Origin of the sequence: Streptomyces sp. NPDC093064, assembly GCF_044754605.1 — a bacterium.
Classification (GTDB): domain Bacteria; phylum Actinomycetota; class Actinomycetes; order Streptomycetales; family Streptomycetaceae; genus Streptomyces.
Genome location: NZ_JBIVPK010000020.1, coordinates 48,230 through 68,433, shown reverse-complemented (window position 1 = coordinate 68,433; position 20,204 = coordinate 48,230). Strand labels below are relative to the sequence as shown.

The window sequence follows — 20,204 nt, the reverse complement described above, 5'->3', positions numbered from 1 at the left end:
GGGACCGCAGGGGGAGGAGCGACGCACAGCCATGGGTGAGGTCTTCGCCGGCCGGTACGAGCTGGCCGACCCGGTCGGACGCGGGGGAGTCGGCGCGGTCTGGCGGGCCTGGGACCACCGCCGTCGCCGGTATGTGGCCGCCAAGGTCCTTCAGCAGCGCGACGCGCACTCCCTGCTGCGCTTCGTGCGGGAGCAGGCGCTGCGGATCGATCACCCTCATGTGCTCGCACCGGCCAGCTGGGCCGCTGACGACGACAAGGTCCTGTTCACCATGGACCTGGTGGCCGGCGGCTCACTCGTCCACCTGGTCGGGGACTACGGTCCGCTGCCCCCGGTGTTCGTCTGCACCCTGCTCGACCAGTTGCTGTCCGGGCTCGCCGCGGTGCACGCGGAGGGTGTCGTGCACCGCGACATCAAGCCCGCGAACATCCTGCTGGAGGCCACCGGGACCGGCCGGCCCAGGCTGCGGCTGTCGGACTTCGGCATCGCGATGCGGTTGGGCGAACCGCGACTGACGGAGACCAACCTGGTGGTGGGGACGCCCGGTTACCTCGCTCCCGAACAGATGATGGGCGGCGCACCGGACTTCCCCGCCGACCTGTTCGCCACCGGTCTGGTCGCCCTCTATCTGCTCCAGGGCGCGAAGCCGGACGCCAGAGCGATCGTGGAGTACTTCGCGGAGCACGGAACTCCCGGTGCGCCCAAGGGTGTTCCCGAGCCGCTGTGGCAGGTCGTGGCCACCCTGCTGCAACCCGATCCGCAGGCCAGGTTCCGTACCGCGACGGGTGCGCGCAAGGCCCTCGTCACGTGCGCCGAGCTGCTGCCGGAGCCGGGCCCCGACGACGAGCTGATCGAGATCTTCGACCAACTCGGCCCGCTGCCACCAGGGTTCGGACCCGAGGGACCGCTCACCCGGAGCCCTGGGGTGACGGTCGGGCGTACGGCGGCGTCCGCCTCCGCCGGTTCGGCCACCGGGTCTGTGGTTCCCGGTGCCGGTGCCGGTGCCGCCGCTTCCGATACCGGCTCCGTGGCTTCCGGCGCTGGTACCGCTTCCGGCACCGGGGGTATGCCGGACCCGCGTCTCGATCCACGGGAGGGGACCGGGGCGACGCCTGGGACGGACGGCAGCGGCTTGTCGCCCGGACCAGCCCAGCCCTCCACCATGTCGGACACAGGCAGCTTCCACCTGCCGCCGCCCGAGACCGCCGCCCCGGAGTGGGAAGTCCCACGGCACCGGGCCGCTCCCCCGCAGGCTGTTCCACCCCCCGCCGCGCCCCCGCAGGCCATCCCCCCGGCACCGGCCGCCCCGCCCTCCGGCGGCATGCCGCTCGAACCCGCGGTCCAGCCCGCGACCCAACCTCCAGTCCAACCCCCAGTCCAGCCCGCGGCCCCACCCGCGGCCGCCCAGCCCGTGGTCCACGTCTCCCCTCACGACCCCACCCATGTGCTGTCCTCCCCCGATCCGCGGCAGCCTGCTGATGTCTCTACTGCTTCGTACACCGCCCAGTCCCCGCAGGTTCCCGTTCCGGCGCGAGGAATCTCACGCCACCGCGCCAGACGCCCGCGCCGCCCCGGCCCGCCCGCGACGGTGGCGATCCCGCTGCTGCTCCTCGCCCTGGCCTGCTACGCCGTCGGTTTCTGGGCACTGAGCCGCCTGTGAGGCCCGCCGGGGCCGATCCCGGCCGGGTCCCGATCCCCCTGCCCCTCCCACCGCCCTACTGGGCTTCGGCCCTGCGCCGGGCGAGCACGGTCCACACCCCGAGGACGGCCAGCAGGACGGTTCCCGCGCCGATCCCGCCGACGGCGAGCGCCCAAAGTGCCGCGGAGCCGTCCGCCGCCCCGGCCGGGGTCGCCGCGGCCCGGTCGTGGGCGGTGACCTCGAAGAGCCGGCCGGGCTCGGACCGGCCGGCGTAGTCCGGTCCCGGCTGTGCCGTGCCGTCCACCCGCACCCGCAGGATCAGTCCGTAGGGCCCCTCGCCGAAGGAGTCGGCGGTCTGCGCGGCGAGGTGCACGACCAGGTAGTGGAGGCCGGCGAACCGCATCCCCTTGACCTGGTCGGCGAAGCCGTGGCGGTTGGCGTGGGCGACGGGCGGCAGGGGAGCCAGGGTGGCGGACGTCTGCCGACCGGTGTAACCGGCGTACGCCTCCTCGACGTGTCCGCGTACCGGGTTGTAGAGCGACAGGGTCAGCGCGCCGCTCACATAGCCGCTGCCGCCGCTGGAACTGCCCAGCTCGACGGTGGCGCTCGGCTGCTGTCCCCAGTCGACCGGGACCTGGTAGAAGAGCGTCTGGCCGGGCCGGATCCGGGTCCGCCACACGCCTTGCCCGACCGTGCTCGCCGCGGCGAACCCGGCACCGCCGGCCCGTTCTGCCGCCTGGCCGATGACCGGTTCGGGCGAGGCGGAGTTCCAGGACTCGGGCGCGCTGGTGGCCCCGGTGCGTTTCAGCGGCGGTTCCGAGACGGCGGCGAGTTCCAGGGGCCAGGTGTCGGACGAGGATCCCTCGGCGCCGACGCGTTCGACGAGCACGTAGTACGCCCCGGCGCCCTGGCACAGGCTGCGGCCGGAGGAGACCTCGCGCGCGCCCCACGCTGCGATGGGGTGCGGACTGCGGCTCGGGCCGAAGTGAGCGGCCTGCGAGGAGCAGGAGGTGCCTCGGGCGTCCTGCACCGAGATCCTGAGGCCGTCGGTGGCGGCGACCGTGGTGCCGGGTCCGGGCACCGCCGTGACGGAGACGTAGGCGGTGGAGGTGGCGTCGAGGTCGAGGCGGTAGTAGAGCTTGCCGCTGCCCGGCAGGGAACTCGTATAGGTGTGGCCGGGCTCGAGGCGTGCGGCGTCCGTGGTGCTCGTGGCCCCGGTGACGGACCGGGCGTCGTCGGTGAAGGCGTACGGTTCCGGTTCGCCGGCCGCGAACGCGCTCGGGCCGGGGACGGCCGCCGCGAGGCACAGCGCCGCCGCGGCCGCGCCCAGGCGCACAGCGAGCTTGTGCGAGAGGTACCGGCCGCGCCGGTCATGCCGGAGGCGCCCTGCCCTCGCCTGTCGTCCCGCCCCACGCCCCACCATGCCGCGCCACCCCTCGCGTTCCGTCGCTCCGGACCGTCGCCCATCCTGCCCCGAGGGCCGCTACGCCATCCGCGCATTCCCCAGGCGCGTGCGCAACACCGGCCTCAGAAGCGACGCGTACCCCACCCTCCGCGACCGCGCAACACGAGACCCGGCCGGCCCTGCCGGGGGACCACAACACAAAACCCCGACCGCTACGGCGGTCGGGGCCTGCTCAGTTCGGGATGTCAGTGCTCACGAACCCGTGGGCACGGAGTCAGTCGCCTCCGTCCACAGATCCTGCTCGGCGCGATCCGCCTGGATCTGGCGGTACACGAGGAGCCCGCCGATGGCGGCCAGTGCGACCAGGAGAAGCTTCTTCACCGCGCGACCTCGTCTTTCCTTGACGTAGGGGACCTCTGGCGCCCGACTATACACACCGGCCGATACCGATCGGTGACCTGCGTCGGCCGTCAACTGCCGTGCGCGTAAGCACATTAGATGCTGACGAAACCGCTCCGATCGGAGCGTGATCACGTCCGTACGGACGGTGACTTTCGCCACCCTCCTCCCGTCTTCACACCTTTTCACCACTCATGCGCCCATCCGAGTGGTGTTCATCCGAAGATCGCTGCGCCACGGGCGTCGGTCCACCACTTCGCGACCCCCATACACATGATGAGCAATGTACGCAAATCGGCCAACCCGAAAGTGAGGGGCCATGGACCAGCACAAGGTCATGAAGCTGTGGACAGCCATCGTCACCGCCTTCCTCGCGCTCTGCACGGCGCTCGGACTCATCACCACGACCGCCTCCGCGGCCGCGGCCGCACCGCAGCCCGAGACGGCGCCCAAGAGCACCGCGCCGGTGCCGGCACAGACGACGTCGTCCTTGTCCAGTCCCCACACCCGGTCCCTGCCTCCCACGATGAAACAGCGCATTCGCGCCGAGGCCCACGGAAGGACCCCCGGCTGCCGCCACCGCCCGCCGACCGACGCCTTCTCCCTCGCCGCCGAACCCCGAGGCCTCCCGGACGAACCGCCGGCCCGCCCGACCATCCCTCTCCAGCGCTGACAGTGCCGCACCGGCCCGGCCGGTGCCACCACCAGCACCCTTGACGTAACGGCGATTCGCGTACAGCACCAGCCGTAGAACGCGAAGCTCCCCGGGCACCACGACCGGGGAGCTTCGCCTGCGTGGAAACCGGAGCCGACCGTCGTCACCTGCCAACGCCGGTTCGCCACGGACGACCCGGAGACGGCCCGGCTGTCGTCATCGGTCAACGCCGGTTCGCCTCGGACGGCACAGCCCGGCGAAAGACCTGCCGGGAGCCCCCTTCCGGTCCGGGACCGACGACCTCGCCAGGGACGAAGCCGAGACGCTCATAGAACACGCGTGCGCCGCTGGCGGAAGCACCAGGATGATCGGCCCCGAAGGTGACCACCTCGATGCCGGCCGGCCCCCGCACCCACCGCCGCATCGCGTCCGCCATCAGCGCACGGCCGACGCCCTTCCCCCGCGCCTGCTCCGAGATGACGAGCCAGTCGACGTGATGGGTCGGCTCCTTCACTCCGAACAACAGCCCGCCGAGAAGATCCGGGCCCGAGGAGCCCTCGGAGGCAGCAACAAGCGCCGTGGACCGACGGATGCGCTCGTGCACCGCGCCGTGGAAGCCGGCATCCTCGACCATCGGACCGAACCAGTGCTCGACCTGGGCCGCCAGGCTGAGCAAGCCAGGAAAGTCTTGCTCTTCCGCAAGTCTGACAATCATCAAATCAGTCTGGCAGGACGTTGATGTAAGCCCTTGAACGCCAAAGACCCCCAACCATTGGCTGGGGGTCTTTCACTGTGGGGCTAACAGGATTTGAACCTGTGGCCTCATCCTTATCAGGGATGCGCTCTAACCAACTGAGCTATAGCCCCGCCGCGCTCTGCGGGATGTGTCCCGCGCGCTGACTCCTGAAGATTAGCGCACGAGGGGGGCAGTCCCAAAATCGGTTGTCGGAGGACCGTCAGCGGACGTTTCGCGACACCGGCGCAGGCGCGGTCGGTCGGTCTACTCGTCCTCGGCCAGCGTCAGCTCGACGCCGCCGACGAAGCCCGCGGAGAGGTTGTAGATGAACGCTCCGAGGGTCGCGAGGGCCGTCGCCAGCACCACGTCGATCACGGCGATGATCGACGTGAACATCAGCACGTGGGGAAGGGACAGGAAGGACTGGAGGTCGAAGCCGTTCGACTCGTTGGAGCCGGTGGCCTCCGAGATCGTCCCGCCGACCGTGGAGAACACGCCCATCGCGTTCATGACCATCCACAGCACGGCGGCCGCCACGATCGTGCAGATGCCCAGGGCGATGGAGAGCAGGAAGCTGACCTTCATCACCGACCACGGGTCGGCCTTGGCCACACGCAGCCGGGCCTTGCGGGTGCGAGGCATGGTACGCGCGCCCGTGCGCGGCCGGCGCACCGCCTGGGAGGCGGGCTCGGCCGACGGGTAGGCCTGCGGCGGGTGGTACGGCCCGGAGGGCTGCTGTGCCTGCCGCTCCCCCGGCAGCGGTGAGCCCGCCGCCTGCTGACCGGCCGCGGCGTTCGCCTGCTGGGCCTGCGGGCCTCGGGTGTTCGTCACCGTTCCCCCCTGGGATCCGTGAGTGTGGGGCATGTGTGCATCGGTCGCGGGCGACTTGATCGCTTGCAGATTGGTCGTACGCGTGTCCGTCGCAGGCGCAGCGGAGCCACGGCCGCCGCCGTCCGCTCCCGTACCAGTGGAGGTACCGGCCGATCCGGCGCCCGTGGCTCCGCTCACGATGACTCTCTCCTCGTGCTACTCGGCCGAGGGCACCTCGCCCTCGTCCGTGCCGCTGGTCGCGGCCCCCTCGGCGGTCTCGTCCACGGCCACGTCGCCGTCGACTTCCTCCGCCTCGCGCCCCGCCTCGGCGTTACGTGCGATACCGACGACGGCATCGCGCTTCCCCAGGTTGATCAGTTGGACGCCCATGGTGTCACGGCCCGTCTCCCTGACCTCATTGACTCGCGTACGAATCACGCCGCCCGAGAGCGTGATGGCGAGGATCTCGTCGGTCTCCTCGACAACCAGCGCCCCCACGAGCGAACCGCGGTCCTCCACGATCTTGGCGGCCTTGATGCCGAGGCCGCCGCGACCCTGGACGCGGTACTCGTCGACTCGGGTCCGCTTGGCGTACCCGCCATCGGTGGCAGTGAACACGAACGTACCGGCTCGAACAACATTCATCGAGAGCAGTTCGTCGCCCCCGCGGAAACTCATGCCCTTGACACCCGAGGTGGCACGGCCCATCGGACGCAGAGTGTCGTCGGAGGCGGTGAACCTGATCGATTGCGCCTTCTTGCTGATCAGAAGCAGATCGTCATCGGCGGAGACCAGCTCGGCCCCGATCAGTTCGTCATCGGAACCGTCCTCCTGCTCGCGCAGGTTGATCGCGATGACGCCGCCGGAGCGAGGTGAATCGTAATCCTTCAGAGGCGTCTTCTTGACCAGGCCCGCCTTGGTGCCGAGCACCAGGTACGGCGTCGCCTCGTAGTCGCGGATCGCGAGGATCTGGGCGATCGCCTCGTCCGGCTGGAAGGCCAGCAGGTTCGCCACGTGCTGGCCGCGCGCGTCCCGGCCGGCGTCCGGCAGCTCGTAGGCCTTCGCCCGGTACACCCGGCCCTTGTTGGTGAAGAACAGCAGCCAGTGGTGCGTGGTGGAGACGAAGAAGTGGTCGACGATGTCGTCTTCCTTCAGCTTCGTGCCGCGCACGCCCTTGCCGCCGCGCTTCTGGGCGCGGTAGTCGTCGGTCTTGGTCCGCTTGATGTAGCCGCCGCGGCTGACCGTGACGACGATGTCCTCTTCGGCGATCAGGTCCTCGATGGACATGTCGCCCTCGTAGGGGATCAGCATCGTCTTGCGGTCGTCGCCGAACTTCTCGACGATCGCGGCCAGCTCCGCGCTGACGATCCCGCGCTGGCGGACCGGCGAGGCAAGGATCTCGTTGTACTCGTTGATCTTCGCCTGGAGCTCGTCGTGCTCCTGGACGATCTTCTGGCGCTCCAGGGCGGCCAGACGGCGCAGCTGCATCTCCAGGATGGCGTTGGCCTGGATCTCGTCGATCTCCAGCAGGCCCATCAGGCCCCCGCGCGCGACCTCGACGGTCGCGCTGCGCCGGATCAGCGCGATGACCTCGTCGATGGCGTCCAGGGCCTTGAGCAGGCCGCGCAGGATGTGGGCGCGCTCCTCGGCCTTGCGCAGCCGGAAGCGGGTCCGGCGGACGATGACCTCGATCTGGTGCGTCACCCAGTGGCGGATGAACGCGTCCAGCGACAGGGTGCGCGGCACGCCGTCGACCAGCGCCAGCATGTTGGCGCCGAAGTTGGTCTGGAGGTCGGTGTGCTTGTAGAGGTTGTTCAGGACGACCTTGGCGACCGCGTCCCGCTTGAGGACGATCACCAGGCGCTGGCCGGTGCGCGAGCTGGTCTCGTCGCGGACGTCCGCGATGCCGCCGATCTTGCCGTCCTTCACCAGGTCGGCGATCTTCTGCGCGAGGTTGTCCGGGTTGACCTGGTACGGCAGCTCCGTGACCACCAGGCACTGGCGGTTCTGGATCTCCTCGACCTCGACCACGGCGCGCATGGTGATCGAGCCGCGACCGGTGCGGTACGCCTCCTCGATGCCCTTGCGGCCGACGACGAGCGCTCCGGTGGGGAAGTCCGGGCCCTTGATCCGCTCGATCAGCGCGTCGAGGAGCTCCTCGTGGGAGGCCTCCGGGTTCTCCAGGTACCACTGGGCACCGGAGGCGACCTCGCGCAGGTTGTGCGGCGGGATGTTGGTCGCCATGCCGACCGCGATACCTGCCGAGCCGTTGATCAGCAGGTTCGGGAAGCGGGACGGCAGGACGGTCGGCTCCTGGGAGCGGCCGTCGTAGTTGTCCGTGAAGTCGACGGTCCCCTCGTCGATGTCGCGGACCATCTCCATCGACAGCGGCGCCATCTTGCACTCGGTGTAGCGCATGGCCGCCGCCGGGTCGTTGCCCGGTGAGCCGAAGTTGCCGTTGGAGTCCACCAGCGGCATCCGCATCGCCCACGGCTGCGCCAGGCGGACCAGCGCGTCGTAGATCGAGGAGTCGCCGTGCGGGTGGTAGTTGCCCATGACGTCGCCGACGACGCGGGCGCACTTGTAGAAGCCGCGCTCGGGGCGGTAGCCGCCGTCGTACATGGCGTACAGGACGCGTCGGTGGACGGGCTTGAGACCGTCCCGGACGTCGGGCAGCGCACGCGAGACGATGACGGACATCGCGTAGTCGAGGTAGGAGCGCTGCATCTCCGTCTCGAGCCCGACGGGCTCGACGCGCATGACGATGCCGCCCTCTTCGGGGGTGACGGGAGTGTTCTCGTCGGCCATTGCTGGTGAGGATCCTTCCTGGTGCGGTCAGCTGAGACCGACTCAGATGTCGAGGAAGCGGACGTCCTTGGCGTTGCGCTGGATGAACTGGCGGCGGGCCTCGACGTCCTCGCCCATCAGGACCGAGAACAGGTCGTCGGCCTGGGCCGCGTCGTCGAGGGTGACCTGGCCGAGCACGCGGTGCTCCTGGTCCATGGTGGTCACGCGCAGCTCCTCGGCGTTCATCTCGCCGAGCCCCTTGAAGCGCTGGATCGAGTCCTCCCGCACCCGCTTGCCGCGCTGGCGGCCCAGCTCCAGGAGCGCGTCGCGCTCGCGGTCGGAGTACGCGTACTCGACGTCCTCCCGGCCCCACTTGATCTTGTACAGCGGGGGGCGGGACAGGAACACGTGCCCGGCCTCGACCAGGGGCCGCATGAAGCGGAACAGGAAGGTCAGCAGCAGGGTGTTGATGTGCTGGCCGTCGACGTCGGCGTCCGCCATCAGGATGATCTTGTGATAGCGGAGCTTCTCGATGTCGAAGTCCTCGTGCACACCTGTGCCGAACGCGGAGATCAGCGCCTGGATCTCCTGGTTCTGGAGGATCTTGTCGATCCGCGCCTTCTCGACGTTGAGGATCTTGCCGCGGATCGGCAGGATCGCCTGGTACTCCGGGTTGCGGCCGGACTTGGCCGAGCCGCCGGCGGAGTCACCCTCGACGATGAAGATCTCGCACTTGGTGGGGTCGTTCGACTGGCAGTCGGAGAGCTTGCCCGGCAGGGAGGCGGACTCCAGCAGGCCCTTGCGGCGGGTGAGGTCGCGGGCCTTGCGGGCCGCCACGCGCGCGGTGGCCGCCTGGATGCCCTTGCGGATGATGTCCGCCGCCTCGACCGGGTTGCGGTCCAGCCAGTCGTTCAGGTGTTCGTAGACGGCCTTCTGGACGAAGGTCTTCGCCTCCGTGTTGCCCAGCTTGGTCTTGGTCTGGCCCTCGAACTGCGGCTCGCTCAGCTTGACCGAGATGATCGCGGTCAGACCCTCGCGGATGTCGTCGCCCGTGAGGTTGTCGTCCTTGTCGCGCAGCAGCTTCTTGTCGCGCGCGTACTTGTTGATCAGGCTGGTGAGGGCCGCGCGGAAGCCCTCCTCGTGTGTACCGCCCTCGTGCGTGTGGATGATGTTCGCGAAGGAGTACACACCCTCGCTGTAGCCGCCGTTCCACTGCATGGCGACCTCGAGGGACAGGCTCTTGTCCTTGTCCTCGGCCTCCAGGTCGATGACCGTGGGGTGCACCACCTCTCCCTTGCGGGAGTTGAGGTACTTCACGAAGTCGACGATGCCGCCGTCGTAGCGGTAGACGACGGCCTTGACCTCGTCCTTCTCGTCCGCGCCCGCCTCGTCCGCGCCGGACGTGGCCTTCGCGGACTCGCGCTCGTCGGTGAGCTTGATCGTCAAGCCCTTGTTGAGGAACGCCATCTCCTGGAAACGCCGCGACAGCGTCTCGAAGGAGTAGTCGGTCGTCTCGAAGATGTCCGGGTCGGCCCAGAAGGTGACCGACGTGCCGTGCTCGTCCGTCTCCTCGTGCTGGGCGAGCGGCGCCGTCGGGACACCCATCTTGTAGTCCTGGGTGAAGCGGTGGCCGTCAGTCTTGACCTCGACCGACACCTTGCTGGACAGGGCGTTCACGACGGAGACGCCGACACCGTGCAGACCGCCGGAGACGGCGTAGCCGCCGCCGCCGAACTTGCCGCCCGCATGCAGCACCGTCAGGACGACCTCAAGGGCCGGCTTCCCCTCGGAGGGGACGATGCCCACCGGGATGCCACGGCCGTTGTCGACGACGCGCACACCGCCGTCGGCCAGGATCGTCACGTCGATGGTGTCCGCGTGCCCTGCCAGCGCCTCGTCGACGGAGTTGTCGACCACCTCGTACACGAGGTGGTGCAGGCCGCGCTCACCGGTGGAACCGATGTACATACCGGGTCGCTTGCGAACCGCGTCCAGGCCCTCGAGCACGGTGATCGCGCTGGCGTCGTACGAGGCCGTGACCTCTCCGTTCGAGGATGCGGCCCCGTTCACGCCGGCTTCGGTGGACGGGATGTTCTCGTTGGGGTTGCCGGAATCGGCCACGAAGCGCCCTTTCTGGCACAGCACGAGCCGGGCTCGTCGGCGGGTTGCCGGAGCGGCTGCGGCATGTTGCGTTGGTAAGCCTTGATCAGCGTTACTCAGCTTTTCCCGGACGGTCCCCACGATGGGGGCGGGATTGCGTCCAGTCTACCGGTAGCGCCGACAGTGATGGGGGTTTGCCGGTACCTGAGTACGCATGTGGCGCCCTCAACCGGTCTTGGCCGGGTCCCGATATGCACAAGGGGGCTCCGAGAGGCTCACAGCGGCACTCAGCGCTTCCGGACGTCAACACTTCGCTACTCCCGGGTCAGGTCGGGATTCGCAAGGCCGTGCGGTTGTACGAAGGACGGCCCTCATACGCCCGGAGATGACCACCACAAACCCGTTGTGTGACGTCTGTCACCCATAGGTGTCGCCGGGGCCCGTGCTGCCCGGCACCCGCAGCGGACCGTACCGGCGGCCGCCGCCGCCAGGCCCGAAGACCTTGATCGTCCGCACCGCGCCGTGCCCCAGGTCCTCGTTGAGCCGGGCCACCAACGTCGGAGCGAGCAGACGCAGGTTCGTCGCCCACGCCGTCGAGTCGCAGCGCACCGTCAGCACCCGCTCGTCCTCGTCGTACCGATCCGGCACGCAGTGCTTGGCCACATCCGCCCCGACGATCTGCGGCCAGCGCCCCATCACGCCGCCCACCGCGGCCGGCGCCTCCCAGCCGCGCTCGGTGATCAGCCGGTTGATCGCGGCGCCGAGAGCCATCGGATCACGGCCGTCGGCCCGCGCGCCTGAACGCAGACCACCGCGCCGCGCCTGCCTGCGCTGCTGCGCCACGTCCCCACGCGCGCGTGCCGCCTCCTTCGCCGCGCGCAGCGCCACGCGTGCGAGGTCGACGCCCGACGGCTCGGGCGCTTTCCCCGGGCCCGGGTCCCGCTCGCCGCTCATACGCGCTCCACCGTTCCGTCCGACACGGCGAACCGCGTACCTGTCAGCACGTGCGGCACGTCGTCGTCGACCGCAGCGGTCACCAGGACCTGCTCACCGGGCGCCACCAGCTCCGCCAGCCGCTCACGGCGACGGGTGTCCAACTCCGCGAAGACGTCGTCGAGGATCAGCACCGGCTCATTGCCCTCCGCGCGCAGCAGGTCGTACGACGCCAGGCGCAGCGCCAGCGCGAACGACCAGGACTCCCCGTGCGAGGCGTACCCCTTCGCCGGCAGCTGACCGAGCCTGAGCACCACGTCGTCCCGGTGCGGCCCCACCAGCGTCACGCCCCGCTCGATCTCCTGCTTGCGGACGTCCGCGAGCGCGGCCATCAGCTGCGCGAAGAGATCCTCACGCGTGTGTGCCTCGCCGGGCGCCGACGGCTTGTACTCCAGCACGACGGGACCGCCGCCGGGAGCCAGTTGCTCGTACGCCTTGTCCGCCAGCGGCTCCAGCGCGCCGACCAGAGCCAGGCGCTGGGCGAGCAGTTCGGCGCCCGCCCGCGCCAGATGCTGGTCCCACACGTCCAGCGTGGACAGGTCCATCGAACGGCCACCGTGCCGGCGCGCCAGCGCGGTCGACTTCAGCAGCGTGTTGCGCTGCTTGAGCACCCGCTCGTAGTCGGAGCGCACCCCCGCCATGCGCGGAGAGCGCGCCGTCACCAGCTCGTCGAGGAAACGCCGCCGCTCCCCGGGATCGCCCTTGACCAGGGCCAGGTCCTCGGGCGCGAACAGCACGGTGCGCACGATGCCCAGCACATCCCGCGGCCTGACCTGCGAGGACCGGTTGATACGGGCGCGATTGGCCCGGCCGGGGTTCAGCTCCAGCTCGACCAGCTGCTGCCGCTCGCCCTGCCGCACCTGCGCCCGGATCACCGCACGCTCGGCGCCCATGCGGACCAGCGGAGCGTCGGAGGTGACCCGGTGGCTGCCGAGCGTGGCCAGGTAGCCGATCGCCTCGACAAGGTTCGTCTTGCCCTGGCCGTTGGGGCCGACGAACGCCGTGACACCCCGGTCGAGCGGAACCTCGGCCCGGCCGTACGAGCGGAAGTCGGCCAGCGACAGATGCGTGACGTGCATGGTCGTTCGCCGACCTCCCCCGGCGTTGCGGACCGCCGAGGCGGTCCGGTGGACTACTTCTTCTCCACGGCGTGACCGCCGAACTGGTTGCGCAGCGCGGCGATCATCTTCATCTGCGGCGAGTCCTCCTGGCGCGAGGAGAACCGCGCGAACAGCGAGGCCGTTATCGCGGGCAGCGGCACGGCGTTGTCGATGGCGGCCTCCACGGTCCACCGGCCCTCGCCGGAGTCCTGCGCGTAGCCCCTCAGCTGCTCCAGGTGCTCGTCCTCGTCGAGGGAGTTCACCGCCAGGTCGAGCAGCCAGGAGCGGATGACGGTGCCCTCCTGCCAGGAGCGGAAGACCTCGCGGACGTTCTCCACGGAGTCGACCTTCTCCAGCAGCTCCCAGCCCTCGGCGTAGGCCTGCATCATCGCGTACTCGATGCCGTTGTGGACCATCTTGGCGAAGTGGCCCGCCCCGACCTTGCCGGCGTGCACCGCGCCGAGGTCGCCCTCCGGCTTGAGCGCGTCGAAGACCGGCTGCACCTTGGCGACGTTCTCCGCGTCGCCGCCGTACATCAGCGCGTAGCCGTTCTCCAGGCCCCAGACGCCGCCGGAGACGCCGCAGTCGACGAAGCCGATGCCCTTGGCGGCCAGCTCCTCGGCGTGCCTCTCGTCGTCCGTCCAGCGGGAGTTCCCGCCGTCCACGACCACGTCACCGGGCTCCAGCAGCTCGGCGAGGGCGTCGATCGTGCCCTGGGTGGGCTCGCCGGCCGGGACCATCACCCAGACCACGCGCGGGCCGTGAAGCTTGCCCACAAGTTCTTCCAGGCTGTGGACATCGGCGAGGTCCGGGTTGCGGTCGTATCCGATGACGGTGTGGCCGGCGCGGCGGATCCGCTCGCGCATGTTGCCACCCATCTTGCCGAGGCCGACGAGACCGAGCTCCATCAGTTGCGTTCCTTAGGTTTCACGACGTGACGTTCCGGCACTTTCGTACCTGCGTCCGAGCCTAGACCCGGACGCTCGCGCACATCCGTGGGCATAAGCGCTCATACGTATGCCCGGACCTGGGGTCGCCACCTGCGGAAACGCGCCCGGCCGTCAGCCCGCTCAGCCGCTCAGCCGCTCAGCCGCACCGGCATGATCAGGTACTTGTAGGCCTCGTCCGCCTCGGCGTCCACCGCGGGCTTGCCGCTGAGCAGCGCCGGCTTGGTGGACGTCGTGAAGGACAGCTGGGCCACCGGGGAGTCGATCGCGCTGAGGCCGTCCAGCAGGAACGTCGGGTTGAAGGCGATCGAGATGTCGTCGCCCTCCAGCTGCGCGTCGACCCGCTCCACAGCCTGTGCGTCGTCGCTGGAGCCGGCCTCCAGGATCAGCACGCCCTGCTCGAAGCTCAGGCGCACCGGGGTGTTGCGCTCGGCGACCAGCGCCACGCGCTTGACGGCCTCCACGAACGGCGCGGTCTCGATGACGGCCACGGAGTTGAACTCCGTCGGGAACAGGGTGCGGTACTTCGGGAGGTCGCCCTCCAGCAGGCGCGTGGTCGTACGCCGCCCGGCGCCCTCGAAGCCGATCAGGCCCTCACCGGCACCCGAGCCGGACAGCGCCAGGATCACGCTGTCGCCGCTGGTCAGCGCCTTGGCGGTGTCCAGCAGGGTCTTGGCGGGCACCAGGGCGACCGCGGAGGCGTCCGGGTTCTCCGGCTTCCACAGGAACTCGCGGACCGCGAAGCGGTAGCGGTCGGTGGAGGCCAGCGTGACGGTGTCGCCCTCGATCTCGATGCGGACACCGGTCAGCACGGGCAGCGTGTCGTCGCGGCCGGCCGCGATCGCCACCTGCTGCACGGCGGAGGCGAAGACCTCGCCGGGGACCGTGCCCGTCGCGTTCGGCATCTGCGGGAGCGCCGGGTACTCCTCCACAGGCAGGGTGTGGAGGGTGAAGCGCGAGGAGCCGCAGACCACCGTCGCCCGTACACCGTCTGTGGAGATCTCCACCGGACGGTTGGGCAGGGCGCGCGAGATGTCGGCGAGCAGGCGGCCGGACACGAGGACCGTGCCCTCCTCGTCGACCTCGGCCTCCACGGACACGCGCGCGGAGACCTCGTAGTCGAAGCTGGACAGGCTCAGCTGGCCGTCCTCTGCCTTGAGTAGCAGGCCGGCGAGAACAGGCGCCGGCGGACGGGCCGGGAGGCTGCGTGCCGCCCAGGCCACTGCCTCCGCGAGTACGTCGCGTTCCACCCGGATCTTCACCGTAAGCCGCCTCCTGCTGTTGCTACTGAGTCCTCCGACTCGGTGTCACCGCCCACTGGGACGGGAAGGACACCGGGGACCAGTCTGACGCACGGCACTGACAGTAGGCGCCTGTCGGGGTCAAGTCGCTCCGAGGGGCGGTCGGGCTCGAGAGCTCGAGTTGTACACAGGCCCCGCTTCGAAACGGACTCCGCACTCTCTCTAGTCGGGAGTAGTAGTAGGCCCTGTGGATACCGTGGATAACCACGTTTGCCCAGCTCAGCGCGGAAATTTTGTCCACTGGCCCTGTGGGTGGGACCGGTGGACAACCGGGCGTCTCTGTGGAGAACGGGAAGTTCTGCACACCCTGCCCACAGCCCGAGGGCAGTTCTCCCCAGCTGCGTCCCCAGGTTTACCCACGTTTCCCACACGCCAATCGCGCACCTTGATGTGACGGCTTTCACTCGACGCGGTGACCGGGGGCGTTGCGTTGCCGAACAGTGGACAGGGGTGTGGAGAAGCAGCCGATCATTGGGGACAACGGCCCCCAGCCTGTGGGTCGCCGGTGGACAACTTTGGCCCCGGCCTGTGGATCACTGCTTCGTCCACAGTCTGTGGAGAGCGTTCGTCCACGATTCCACAGGCCCCTGAGCTGGTGTGATGGTGTTCCGACCACACTGCCTGTGGAAGCGATCTGGACAACTTCCCGGTCCCCAGGATGTGGACGGAAAAAAGTCAGCGAATCTGTGGAGGGCAGCCGTAACCCGGTGCGGATTCGAACAGCGGCGGACGCCACAACGACTCAGGGCGCCCCCGGGATCCGCTCCCGGAGGCGCCCTGAGCGCCGCTCTGCGTGTTCTCAGCCGTTCTTGATGCGGTTGGTCAGCTCCGTGACCTGGTTGTAGATGGAGCGCCGCTCGGCCATCAGCGCGCGGATCTTCCGGTCGGCGTGCATGACGGTCGTGTGGTCGCGGCCGCCGAACTGGGCGCCGATCTTCGGCAGCGACAGATCGGTCAGCTCACGGCACAGGTACATGGCGATCTGGCGGGCGGTGACCAGGGCCCGGCCGCGCGAGGTGCCGCACAGGTCCTCGACGGTGAGGCCGAAGTAGTCGGCCGTGGCCGCCATGATGGCCGGCGCCGTGATCTCCGGGGCCGTGTCCTCGCCGCCGGGGATCAGGTCCTTCAGGACGATCTCCGTCAGGCCCAGGTCCACCGGCTGCCGGTTGAGCGAGGCGAACGCCGTCACCCGGATCAGCGCGCCCTCCAGTTCGCGGATGTTGCGCGAGATCCGGGAGGCGATGAACTCCAGCACCTCCGGCGGGGCGTTCAGCTGCTCCTGCACCGCCTTCTTGCGCAGGATCGCGATACGGGTCTCCAGCTCGGGCGGCTGGACGTCGGTGATCAGGCCCCACTCGAACCGGTTGCGCAGCCGGTCCTCCAGGGTCACCAGCTGCTTGGGCGGCCGGTCGCTGGAGAGCACGATCTGCTTGTTGGCGTTGTGGAGGGTGTTGAAGGTGTGGAAGAACTCCTCCTGCGTCGACTCCTTGTCCGCGAGGAACTGGATGTCGTCGACGAGCAGGATGTCCATCTCGCGGTAGCGCTTGCGGAAGCTGTCGCCCTTGCCGTCGCGGATGGAGTTGATGAACTCGTTGGTGAACTCCTCGGAGCTCACGTAGCGCACGCGCGTACCTGGGTACAGGCTGCGCGCGTAGTGGCCGATCGCGTGCAGCAGGTGGGTCTTGCCGAGCCCGGACTCCCCGTAGATGAACAGGGGGTTGTACGCCTTGGCGGGTGCCTCGGCGACGGCGACCGCGGCCGCGTGCGCGAAGCGGTTGGACGCGCCGATGACGAACGTGTCGAAGAGGTACTTGGGGTTCAGGCGCGCGGTGGGCTCGCCGGGGCCGGCCGCCGGTGCGGGCTGCGCGGCCAGCGGGCCGGGGACGCCGGTGGCGGGCAGGTTCGGGCCCGCCGGGCCGCCGCGGTGCACCTGGCCGGAGCCGGCCGGCGGCTCGGGCGGCTCGCGGTGGCCGGTGTCGCGCTGGTCGTAGTCGCGGGCGTCGTACTCGCCGCGGGACGGGTCGTAGTCGGAGCGCGGCTGGTCGTACGGCGGGCGCTCCATCGACGGGGACCGGTAGTCCTGCGCGTAGGAGTCCTTGGCCGGCGGATACGCGTCCTGGTGGCCGTACCCGGTGTCCTGCGGGCCGTAGGCGTCCTGGGACGGCGAGGCGTAGGGGTCGCGCTCCGGGAAGCCGAGCCGCCGCTGCTGCCACCCGTAGTCGTCCTGGTGGTGGCGCGGCCAGGCGCCGGGCTCGGGACGCTGGTACTCGGCGTACTCCGACGGATAGGCGGGGCGGGCGGTCGGGAGGTGGTCGCCGCCGTCCGCCGGCTGCGGGCCCGTGCGCGGGGGCGTCAGATGGTCGCCCTGGCCGCCCGGGAACTGGTCGGGGCGGCCGGGACGGTGGACGTCCGCCCGGCGCCGGCCGTAGCCCTCGTAGCCGCCGCCATGGCCCGTGGGCAGCTCCTGGTCCTCGTAGCGCGGCGCCGGTGCGGGCGCGGGGGCCTGGGACTCGCCGACGGAGCTGTCGACGGTGATCGCGATCCGGATCGGGCGGCCGCACTCACGGCTCAGCGTCTCGCTGACGACCGGCGCGAGGCGCCCTTCGAGTACGCCCTTGGCGAACTCGTTCGGTACGGCGAGCAGCGCGGTGTCCGCGACCAGCGCGAGCGGCTGGCAGCGCCGGATCCAGTGCTCGTCCTTCGTCTCGACGCCCTGTCCGCGTCCCTCGCCGAGCAGCTGCTCCAGAACTCGTGGCCACACTGCGGCAAGATCGGCAGGTACGTCAGCCACAGGGCACGCTCTCTCACAGGTCCCGCGAACGTGTGGTGCGGGACGGGTCGGTATCTAAAACGGGTGGGGCGGGGGACATGGGAACGAATCGGAGTCCAGTCACGGTAGTCAGGGCCACGGGTGCGGTTCAAGTCGTTGTCCCCAGGCTGTGGACAGTGTCTCTCGGGGGCGGCTGGTTTGACCGGATGGCGCAGCCGCGCGTACCGTGACCAGGTCGAGTTGTCGATGGCTGCTGCCGCCTGCCTCCGAAGGGCACAGATCGCGCCAAGGGTGATCGGAAAGCGGTGCACTCGAGCGTTACTGCGAGCTGATCGTGGGCGCACGGTGACAGCCAGGACGGCACCCCGCCACTACTGATTCTTTCTGGAGCCCCCGAGTGAGCAAGCGCACCTTCCAGCCGAACAACCGTCGTCGCGCGAAGACCCACGGCTTCCGGCTGCGTATGCGCACCCGTGCCGGCCGCGCGATTCTCGCGTCCCGCCGCAGCAAGGGTCGCGCCCGTCTGTCCGCCTGATTCCGGTCAGGTCATGACATCGTGCTGCCCACCGAGAACCGGCTGAGGCGGCGCGAGGACTTCGCGACCGCGGTACGGCGAGGGCGTCGAGCCGGACGCCCGCTTCTCGTCGTCCATCTACGTAGCGGTGCCACGGACCCGCACGTGCCAGGGGAGAGCGCTCCCCCGTCACGTGCGGGTTTCGTCGTGAGCAAGGCGGTGGGTGGCGCGGTCGTCCGCAACACGGTGAAGCGCAGACTTCGCCATCTGATGCGTGACCGAGTCGCCTTGCTGCCCCCCGGTAGCCTGGTAGTCGTACGAGCGCTGCCCGGTGCGGGCGACGCCGATCACGCACAGCTGGCCCGAGACCTGGATGCCGCCCTGCGACGGCTGCTGGGAGGGGGCACGCGATGAAGTACCCGCTGCTGGCTCTGATCAAGCTGTACCAGTGGACCATCAGCCCGTTGCTCGGGCCGGTGTGCAAGTACTACCCGTCGTGTTCCCACTACGGCTACACGGCCATCGACCGGCACGGTGCGATCAAGGGAACCGCGCTTACCGCGTGGCGCATCCTGCGGTGCAATCCGTGGTCGCTCGGCGGTGTGGACCATGTTCCGCCGCGCAAGCGTCCGCGGTGGCACGAAATGCTGCGTGACGCCTGGCGTGCGCGCAGGGGCGGGCCCTCCGCCGCCGAAACGGCCACCGACGGGAAGATGCCGGCGGTCCCGGCCGCAGAGACTTCGTCCCATGCCCAAGGAGCATGATTAGTGGACACGATTGCCAGCCTCTTCAGCTTCATCACGACACCCGTTTCCTGGGTCATCGTCCAGTTCCACACGGTGTACGGCACGATCTTCGGCCCTGACACCGGGTGGGCCTGGGGCCTGTCCATCGTGTCCTTGGTGATCCTGATCCGCATCTGCCTGATTCCGCTCTTCGTGAAGCAGATCAAGGCAACCCGGGCCATGCAGACGCTCCAGCCCGAGATGAAGAAGATCCAGGAGCGCTACAAGAACGACAAGCAGCGCCAGTCGGAAGAGATGATGAAGCTGTACAAGGAGTCGGGTACCAACCCGCTCTCCTCGTGCCTTCCCATCCTGGCGCAGTCCCCGTTCTTCTTCGCCCTGTATCACGTGCTGAACGGCATCGCGACGGGCAAGACGATCGGCGTCATCGACGATCAGCTGCTGGCCAGTGCCCGTAAGGCGCACATCGTGGGGGCGCCGCTCGCCGCGAAGTTCATGGACAGCACCGACAAGGTCACCGCGCTCGGCGCCACGCTGACCGACGTCCGTGTGGTGACCGCGGTCATGATCATCCTGATGTCGGCGTCGCAGTTCTACACGCAGCGCCAGCTGATGACGAAGAACGTCGACACGACGGTGAAGACGCCGTTCATGCAGCAGCAGAAGATGCTGATGTACGTCTTCCCGGTCATGTTCGCCATCTTCGGTATCAACTTCCCCGTCGGTGTCCTCGTCTACTGGCTGACCACCAACGTGTGGACCATGGGCCAGCAGATGTACGTCATCCACAACAACCCGACCCCGGGTTCCAAGGCCCAGGCCGCCTACCTGGAGCGGCTCTTCAAGCACGTCTCGCACCACGGCAAGACCCGCAACCGGCGTGAGAAGGCCATCGTCAAGGCGATCGTCGTCAAGGGCCGTGACCGCAACGACTTCGAGCGCAAGTTCATCAACGGTCTGAACAAGGCGGGTCTCGCGGCCCAGCCCGACGGCTCCGTGATGAACAGCGACGGCGCCGCCGTCGTACAGGCCGAGGACGGTACGACCACCACGGCCACCGCCACTGCTCCCCGGCGCCAGCAGCCCAAGCGGCAGACCAAGTCGCAGCGTCAGTCGGGCGGTACGAAGCCGGCCGATGAGGCGACGGAGTCTCCGTCGCTGACCAAGTCCGACGAGCCGGAGGACGCTCCGGCCGCAGCCGGCAAGAAGCCCGCCTCGAAGCCCGGCAACGGCGCCCGCAGCAAGGCCCAGTCCGGACAGCGCAAGGGTCCGCAGCGGCCCAAGTCCCCGTCCAAGAAGTAA

At 69.4% G+C, this 20,204-nt stretch carries 17 protein-coding genes and 1 tRNA gene; 6 read left to right on the top strand and 12 right to left on the bottom strand.

The annotated features are described in order from the left end of the window. The first annotated feature begins 31 nt into the window (after positions 1 to 31). Positions 32 to 1,660 (top strand): serine/threonine-protein kinase, encoded by a 1,629-nt coding sequence (locus ACIQFZ_RS23655; protein WP_402692068.1) that lies wholly within the window; start codon positions 32 to 34, stop codon positions 1,658 to 1,660. Between the two features lie 55 nt (positions 1,661 to 1,715). Here the strand turns inward: ACIQFZ_RS23655 and ACIQFZ_RS23650 are convergent, their stop codons facing one another. Further along, complete coding sequence (locus tag ACIQFZ_RS23650; protein ID WP_402692067.1) at positions 1,716 to 3,062, bottom strand: hypothetical protein; 1,347 nt, start codon at positions 3,060 to 3,062, stop codon at positions 1,716 to 1,718. Between the two features lie 234 nt (positions 3,063 to 3,296). Continuing rightward, on the bottom strand, positions 3,297 to 3,425 hold the full coding sequence (locus tag ACIQFZ_RS23645) for a DLW-39 family protein (protein ID WP_003999697.1): 129 nt from the start codon (positions 3,423 to 3,425) through the stop codon (positions 3,297 to 3,299). A gap of 337 nt (positions 3,426 to 3,762) precedes the next feature. On the opposite strand from ACIQFZ_RS23645, the gene ACIQFZ_RS23640 reads away from it, so the two are divergent. Continuing rightward, positions 3,763 to 4,116, top strand: coding sequence for a DUF6344 domain-containing protein (locus ACIQFZ_RS23640; RefSeq protein WP_365774805.1), 354 nt, complete (start codon positions 3,763 to 3,765; stop codon positions 4,114 to 4,116). A gap of 205 nt (positions 4,117 to 4,321) precedes the next feature. Here the strand turns inward: ACIQFZ_RS23640 and ACIQFZ_RS23635 are convergent, their stop codons facing one another. The 10 genes from ACIQFZ_RS23635 to dnaA form a co-directional block, all read right to left on the bottom strand. Beyond that, the gene (locus tag ACIQFZ_RS23635; RefSeq protein WP_402692091.1) at positions 4,322 to 4,813 is read right to left on the bottom strand and encodes a GNAT family N-acetyltransferase; all 492 of its coding nucleotides are present in this window, start codon (positions 4,811 to 4,813) and stop codon (positions 4,322 to 4,324) included. 78 nt (positions 4,814 to 4,891) lie between these two features. Next, a tRNA-Ile gene (locus tag ACIQFZ_RS23630) sits at positions 4,892 to 4,965 on the bottom strand. Positions 4,966 to 5,098: 133 nt separating this feature from the next. Beyond that, positions 5,099 to 5,842, bottom strand: coding sequence for a DUF3566 domain-containing protein (locus ACIQFZ_RS23625; protein WP_402692066.1), 744 nt, complete (start codon positions 5,840 to 5,842; stop codon positions 5,099 to 5,101). An 18-nt stretch (positions 5,843 to 5,860) separates the two neighbouring features. Further along, on the bottom strand, positions 5,861 to 8,452 hold the full coding sequence (gene gyrA, locus ACIQFZ_RS23620; RefSeq protein ID WP_365417736.1) for a DNA gyrase subunit A: 2,592 nt from the start codon (positions 8,450 to 8,452) through the stop codon (positions 5,861 to 5,863). Between the two features lie 42 nt (positions 8,453 to 8,494). Continuing rightward, positions 8,495 to 10,576 (bottom strand): DNA topoisomerase (ATP-hydrolyzing) subunit B, encoded by a 2,082-nt coding sequence (gene gyrB / locus ACIQFZ_RS23615; protein ID WP_365417739.1) that lies wholly within the window; start codon positions 10,574 to 10,576, stop codon positions 8,495 to 8,497. A 372-nt stretch (positions 10,577 to 10,948) separates the two neighbouring features. Next, positions 10,949 to 11,485 (bottom strand): DciA family protein, encoded by a 537-nt coding sequence (locus ACIQFZ_RS23610; protein ID WP_365417742.1) that lies wholly within the window; start codon positions 11,483 to 11,485, stop codon positions 10,949 to 10,951. Continuing rightward, positions 11,482 to 12,603, bottom strand: coding sequence for a DNA replication/repair protein RecF (gene recF / locus ACIQFZ_RS23605; RefSeq protein ID WP_365417745.1), 1,122 nt, complete (start codon positions 12,601 to 12,603; stop codon positions 11,482 to 11,484). Before recF ends, ACIQFZ_RS23610 begins: the two co-directional genes overlap by 4 nt. 53 nt (positions 12,604 to 12,656) lie before the next feature. Continuing rightward, complete coding sequence (gene gnd, locus ACIQFZ_RS23600; RefSeq protein ID WP_141359852.1) at positions 12,657 to 13,532, bottom strand: phosphogluconate dehydrogenase (NAD(+)-dependent, decarboxylating); 876 nt, start codon at positions 13,530 to 13,532, stop codon at positions 12,657 to 12,659. A gap of 170 nt (positions 13,533 to 13,702) precedes the next feature. After that, positions 13,703 to 14,833, bottom strand: a complete 1,131-nt coding sequence (dnaN, locus tag ACIQFZ_RS23595; RefSeq protein WP_141359853.1) for a DNA polymerase III subunit beta — start codon at positions 14,831 to 14,833, stop codon at positions 13,703 to 13,705. An 838-nt stretch (positions 14,834 to 15,671) separates the two neighbouring features. Beyond that, complete coding sequence (dnaA, locus tag ACIQFZ_RS23590) at positions 15,672 to 17,663, bottom strand: chromosomal replication initiator protein DnaA (RefSeq protein ID WP_402692065.1); 1,992 nt, start codon at positions 17,661 to 17,663, stop codon at positions 15,672 to 15,674. A 376-nt stretch (positions 17,664 to 18,039) separates the two neighbouring features. Between dnaA and rpmH the strand changes: the two genes are divergently transcribed. The 4 genes from rpmH to yidC are packed head-to-tail and all read left to right on the top strand — an operon-like array spanning position 18,040 to position 20,204. Beyond that, a complete protein-coding gene (rpmH, locus tag ACIQFZ_RS23585; RefSeq protein WP_003956500.1) occupies positions 18,040 to 18,177 on the top strand; it encodes a 50S ribosomal protein L34 in 138 nt (45 codons plus the stop codon). A gap of 21 nt (positions 18,178 to 18,198) precedes the next feature. Next, positions 18,199 to 18,570 (top strand): ribonuclease P protein component, encoded by a 372-nt coding sequence (gene rnpA / locus ACIQFZ_RS23580; RefSeq protein WP_365417753.1) that lies wholly within the window; start codon positions 18,199 to 18,201, stop codon positions 18,568 to 18,570. Beyond that, positions 18,567 to 18,920, top strand: a complete 354-nt coding sequence (gene yidD, locus ACIQFZ_RS23575) for a membrane protein insertion efficiency factor YidD (protein WP_365417755.1) — start codon at positions 18,567 to 18,569, stop codon at positions 18,918 to 18,920. Before rnpA ends, yidD begins: the two co-directional genes overlap by 4 nt. 3 nt (positions 18,921 to 18,923) lie before the next feature. After that, on the top strand, positions 18,924 to 20,204 hold the full coding sequence (gene yidC, locus ACIQFZ_RS23570) for a membrane protein insertase YidC (protein ID WP_365417756.1): 1,281 nt from the start codon (positions 18,924 to 18,926) through the stop codon (positions 20,202 to 20,204).